Source organism: Arthrobacter sp. SO3 (assembly GCF_020532825.1).
Classification (GTDB): Bacteria; Actinomycetota; Actinomycetes; order Actinomycetales; family Micrococcaceae; genus Arthrobacter.
In genome coordinates this window covers 6,439-12,207 of record NZ_MQTS01000188.1, presented here as the reverse complement: position 1 = coordinate 12,207, position 5,769 = coordinate 6,439, and the positions used below count along the sequence as shown (strand labels likewise).

At 67.7% G+C, this 5,769-nt stretch carries 4 protein-coding genes; 1 reads left to right on the top strand and 3 read right to left on the bottom strand.

The genetic code is table 11. From position 1 onward, the window contains the following. Positions 1 to 47: 47 nt before the first annotated feature. Together BJQ90_RS17475 and BJQ90_RS17470 are read right to left on the bottom strand one after the other, a co-directional pair. A complete protein-coding gene (locus tag BJQ90_RS17475) occupies positions 48 to 1,517 on the bottom strand; it encodes an APC family permease (protein ID WP_226761483.1) in 1,470 nt (489 codons plus the stop codon). Between the two features lie 163 nt (positions 1,518 to 1,680). Beyond that, positions 1,681 to 2,034, bottom strand: a complete 354-nt coding sequence (locus BJQ90_RS17470; RefSeq protein WP_226761482.1) for an FAD-dependent oxidoreductase — start codon at positions 2,032 to 2,034, stop codon at positions 1,681 to 1,683. Between the two features lie 189 nt (positions 2,035 to 2,223). Between BJQ90_RS17470 and BJQ90_RS17465 the strand changes: the two genes are divergently transcribed. Beyond that, positions 2,224 to 3,633 (top strand): aldehyde dehydrogenase family protein, encoded by a 1,410-nt coding sequence (locus BJQ90_RS17465; protein WP_226761481.1) that lies wholly within the window; start codon positions 2,224 to 2,226, stop codon positions 3,631 to 3,633. A gap of 268 nt (positions 3,634 to 3,901) precedes the next feature. Here BJQ90_RS17465 and BJQ90_RS17460 read toward each other — a convergent pair. Further along, positions 3,902 to 5,769: vWA domain-containing protein (locus BJQ90_RS17460; RefSeq protein ID WP_226761480.1), on the bottom strand; the 1,868-nt coding region annotated here is incomplete at its 5' end.

Genomic DNA, 5,769 nt, shown 5'->3' with positions numbered 1-5,769 from the left:
GTGCCGGCTCTGTCCGGCACCGCCCCTTCTGCGTCTAAGGCTGGTCGCTAGGCGAAGACCTCGGATCGCGCGGCCCTGCGCTCCACGGCAACTTCGACCAGCACGCCAGCGGCAAACACAATGGGCACAGTCAGCAGCAGGCCTACGGCCGTTTCGGCACTGCCACCGATTAGTGCAGTGAAGTTGCTGATCACGAGGGACAGGACCCAGCCAAGCAGCACGGTGGCGAGCACCGGCGCCACCACGGTCTGCCAGAGCTGGCCGGGCACCCTTTCGCGCCGGAAGTACGCGACGACGGCCAGGGAGCAGAGCATGTACAGGACCAGGAGCGCCGCCACGGCCAACCCGCTGAACCAGGAGAAGAGAGTCAGGACGGGATCCAGGGACAGCACGGCGAACGGCGCCACGAGCAGGAAAGCGACCACGGTCTGGATCCTGGCGGCGACGGCGGGGGCCTTGTGCCGGTTGGTCCGGGCCACTCCGCGGGGCATCGACCCGCGCAGGGCCAGGGAATGGAGGTAGCGGTTGATGCCGTTGTGGAAGGCGATGATGCCGGCCAGCAGGGAGGTCACGAGCAGCATGCCGGTGACCGTTCCGGCCCACGGTCCGAACAGCTCCACCATGGGCGTCAGCACGAAGGAAGTGGAGTCGCCGGAATCGAGGGCCGCGCCCGCGGCGTCGATGACGTGCGAGGGGCCGTAGTAGCTGACCAGCATCCACGAAATGAAGGAGAAGAAGACCGCGATGACCCCCACCGAAAGGTACGTGGCACGGGCCACCGTGCGGTGGGCATCCTTGGCCTCGGCCGAGTAGATGGCCGTGGATTCAAAGCCGAACATCGAGGCGACAGCGAACATGATGGCTACGCCCGGGGCGCCTGCGCCGATCGCTGCGGGAGAGAAGGAGGCAGCCAGGCTGATCCCTTCCGGTCCGCCGCCCCGCAACAGCACCGTGAAGCCGAACATGAGCAGGATCGCGACCTCGAGGCCTACGAGCACCGCCAGAACCCGCGCCCCGAGTTCGATATTGAGGGATCCCAGCACCTGCACGCCCGCCATGGTGATCATGGCCAGCAGCCACCAGGGAACCACGACCCCGGCGGTTCCGAGAACCCCGGAGAACGCCGCGCCGTACAGCCCGTACATCGCGGCCTGGACCGTGCTGTATGCGAGGAGCGCGAGCCACGCCGCGCCGGCGCCGATCTTTCGCCCGAAGGCGGCGGTGATATAGGCGTAGAAAGCGCCGTGGGCCTGGATCTTGCGGCTCATCGCGACGAACCCGACGGCGAAGATCACGATCACGATGCCCACCACCAGATACGCGCCGGGCGCGCCGGGTCCGTTGCCGAGGGCCGCGGCCAGCGGGGACGCCCCGACGATTCCGGTCAACGGCGCCTGGGCGGACAAGACAAAGAAAAGAATGCCCATGACGCCAACGCTTCCGGCGCGCAGCGCGGTGGAGTGCTCCGTGCGGGGACTGACTTCTGCGGTCGGGGACTCGGATTTTGAAATACTCATCGGATCCTTCTTAACGGTCATGAGTCTGAGAAATTTCGGTCTGGGAAATGGGGGTGCGTTGCACCGTGAAATCCAGCATGGCAGGTGGCGCGGGTCACGCTCTTGTCGCTCAGCGATCGGTTGTTGTTCAGGAGCGAAGTTTGGTTGGGAACGGCAGAGACGTTCAGGAATTGTGCAGCGCCAGGAGGGAGGCTGCGTCACGGGCGGCCCTCATGCCGCTCTCAATTGCGCCGTCAATAAATCCGCACAAGCCGTTAGCGATATCGGAGCCGGTAAACAGAACCTGGCCGTGCGCCGCCTGCATGGCGGCGAGGTAGGTCGACAGAAAACCGGTGCGGTGCATCGGCCAGGTTTCACCGGATAGCGGATCGTCCACCCAGTTGTGGCTGGCTACCGCAACCACCTCGGCTTCCAGCGCCAATCGGGCGAGCCGAGCTTGGACGGCGGCTGGATTCTCCACGTCGATCTTCGAGGCGTCAGTACCGAAACCGACGGCGCCGGCGTCGAGGAAGTCCACGAAGTGCTATTGCTTCGGACGCGCTCCGGTCCGCGTCCTTCGGCAATGCCTTCGGCGTTCTGTTCGCTCCCGCACAAAAGCCCTTCACGGATAGACAAGACCATCGGCGCCTTGCCGGAGCACGCTTGATGCAACGCTCGCAGGCCGTACCGGCCGCGTTCTCTGACCTACTCGATGTGGAGTACACCGATGGAAACCTACGACGCCCTTCTCGCCTCGATCACCCCGACGTCCGGTGCAACCCGGACCATCCTGGACCCCGCCACCGGCGCAGCGGTCGGGCAGGCTCCGGTCCACACGGTTGCGGACCTCGAAGCCGCCATCGCCGCCGCAACGGCCGCGCAGCCGGCCTGGGCCGGCCTGGGCCACGACGCCCGGTCCGCCGCGCTCCTGAAGGCCGCCGACGCCGTCGAACGTTCCGCCGAGGAACTCGCCCGTCTGCTCTCCCGCGAGCAGGGCAAACCGCTCAACGGCCCCAACGCCCGCTTCGAAGTCGGCGCCTGCGCCGCCTGGCTCCGCGTCGCCGCCACCACACCCCTGGAGCCGGAAACCGTGGTGGACGACGGCGAAACCCGCGCCGAACTCCACTACCGGCCCATCGGCGTCGTCGGCGCGATCGGCCCCTGGAACTGGCCCATGATGATCACGGTCTGGCAGCTCGCCCCCGCCCTGCGGATGGGCAACGCCGTCGTGGTCAAACCCTCCGAATACACCCCGCTCTCCGTCCTGGCGCTGGCCAAGGTCCTCAACGAGGAGCTGCCGGAAGGCCTCCTCACCGTCGTCTCCGGCGGCCGGGACGTCGGCGAGGCCCTGGCCGGGCACCCCGGCATCGGCAAGATCATGTTCACCGGCTCCACCGCCACCGGGAAGGCCATTATCAAATCCTCCGCCGACACCGTCAAACGCCTCACCCTGGAACTCGGCGGCAACGACGCCGGCATCGTCCTGCCCGATGCCGACCCCAAAGCCATCGCCGAAGGCCTGTTCTGGGGCGCGTTCATCAACACCGGCCAGACCTGCGCGGCCGTCAAACGCCTCTACGTCCACACCGACATCTACGATGCCGTCTGCGAGGAACTCACGGCCGTCGCCGCCGCGATGCCCATGGGCAACGGCCTGGACGAGGCCAACGTGCTCGGCCCGCTGCAGAACAAGGCCCAATACGACATCGTCGCCCGTCTCGTGGACGCCGCCAAGGCCTCCGGCGCCCGGGTCCTGCTCGGAGGCAACCCCGACACGGATCGGACCGGCCACTTCTACCCCACCACCCTGATCGCCGACATCGACAACAACAACCCCCTCGTGACCGAAGAACAGTTCGGCCCCGCCCTGCCGATCATCCGCTACAGCACCGTCGACGAAGCCGTCGCCAACGCCAACGCCCTCGACGTCGGACTCGGTGCCTCCGTCTGGTCCTCCGACCCCGCTGCAGCCCGCACCGTCGCGGCCCGGCTCGAAGCCGGCACGGTCTGGATCAACAAACACGGCGCCGTGGACCCCCGCATCCCCTTCGGCGGGGCCAAGCAATCCGGCTACGGACTCGAATTCGGCGTCGAAGGCCTCAAGGCCCTCGGGGTGCCGCAGGTGATCAACGGCTGACGATTCAGCACTCCAGCACGATGATTGAGGGCCGGCGTCATCGACGCGCCGGCCCTCAACTACGCGCGGTGCCACCATGACGGGGACACCGGGGAACTCCAGGACCCGCAGGGTGTGGCTCCCGATATAAGGCGTTGCACTCCCGGGTCGGTCTACAAGGACAGCGACCGCACCACGGACGGGCAGCAAGGGCACCCAGACGATATGGCTCGGCGGCTTTTGCCCCACCAGCAAGTTGGTGCGCCAAGGCCATGAATGCGGGTTCCGCTCAGGAAGCCCAGTCGGCGTCGTCGTAGGGGCGGCCGCGGAAGTGTGCGCGGAGGTACTCCCCCACGACGGCGGCCCCGAGGTCTCCGGCGTCGGGCGCGACCACCCGGCCGTCAATTCGGCGGACCATGCGCTGGAGGAACTGCCCAAGGCTTGGATCATCACCGAGTCGGAAGAACGTGGCTTGCGCCCCAACACGCCCAAGGCGGTCGAGCTCGGCCACCGTGACGCGGATGGTCTCCGGGTCAGGGGGCCAGGAGAACCACGACTCTCCGTCGGCCAGCAGGTGCGCGGTGGGCTCCCCGTCGGTGACCACGAGGAGGACGGGCTGCATTGCAGGGTGCCGGCGGAAGAATCGACCGGCCAGGAGCAGGCCGTGGTGCAGGTTGGTGCCCTGATCCTGGCGGGCTGGCAGGGCCGTGAGCTCGCCGATGTCCATGGACTGCGCATAGCGGCCGAAGGTGATCAGCTGCAGCCGGTCCCCGCGGAAACGGGTTGAGACGAGGTGGTGCAGGGCAAGCGCCGTGCGTTTCATCGGCACCCACCGGCCCTCGGCGGCCATCGAGAATGACACGTCGACGAGCAGGACGACGGCGGCCCGCGTATTCGTTTCCGTTTCTTCCACCTCGATATCGTCAACGCCGAGGCGCAGTCCGTGTGCCGGATCACCGCCGTCGGCCACCGTGCGGCTGATCGCGTTCGTGATGGTGCGCGTGACATCCCACGGTTCGGCGTCCCCGAACTGCCACTGGCGGCTGGATCCTGTCTGCTCGCCGGCCGCGCCCGCGGCCCGCGTCTCCCGGCGGCCCTGCCGCCCGGACAACTGTTTGGCGGTGTCCCGCAGGAGGGACCTGCCCAGCCGACGCATGGCCTGCGGGGATAGGCTGAGATCACCGTCCGCCCCGCGCCGCAGGTAGCCTCCGTCCCGCATCGCCCGCTCAATCTCCGCCAGGGTGCGGGCCGTCACGGCGGCCTTCTGCCCGAGTTGGCGGGCGAGGGCATCCAGATCCAGGTCGTCGAGGCGTGATCCGTTGTAGGACTGGGACAGCTGCTCGGCCAGTTCGTCGAGTTCGGCGAGGTCCTGGAGCACGCCGGTGCCGTCACCCAGCCCGAGTCCTTCCTGACCGTCGAAGCGTTCGGAGCCGGTCCAGTCCTCGCCGGGGCGCAGGGCGCGCAGGCTCGAGTCAAGTTGATCGAGCTGGGCCATGAGGTCGGACGAACCAAAGGCCTGGGCGGAGAGGCTCATCAGCTCATCCCGCTGCTCGGGGGACATGGATTGCAGGAGCCGCTGGGCCGCGGCCGCGCGCTGGGCGAGGGCGTCAATCAGTTCCTCGACCGACTGGGGATTTTCGGGAAAGAAGTGGCCGTGCCGCGCCATAAACGCCTGGAAGTCCGCGGCGGTGTCTTCGCCGCGCCGGTGTTTGTCCAGCAGCTCGTTGAGATCCCCCAGCATTTCACTGACGGCCGCGCGATCCGCATCGGTGGCGTTCTCAAGCGCCTGCTTCATGCCGGCGAACCGCTGGTCAAGGACCTCCCGGCCCAGCAGATCCTTGATGCGGTCATAGGCTTCCCGGGCGGTGCTGGACTGCCAGTCGTAGGTGGCGAGTTCGTTGACCGCTGCCGCCGCGGACGAAGGCAGGTCCTGCAGCTGCATCTCCCGGAACGCCCGGTCGGTGTTGTCCATCATGGCGTCGCGGGCGAGCTGCTTGCGTTCCTCCAGCACGGCAGTGTCGAGCAGCTTCTGGACCTCAGTGAGGGTGCCATCCAGCCGGTGGCGGCCCAGGAGTTCATTCCGGCGCTGTTGAACGCGGCCGGCGAGGTCGTCGAGCCCCTCCCGGTTCCGGCCGCCGCGGCGCAGGAACTCCTGCA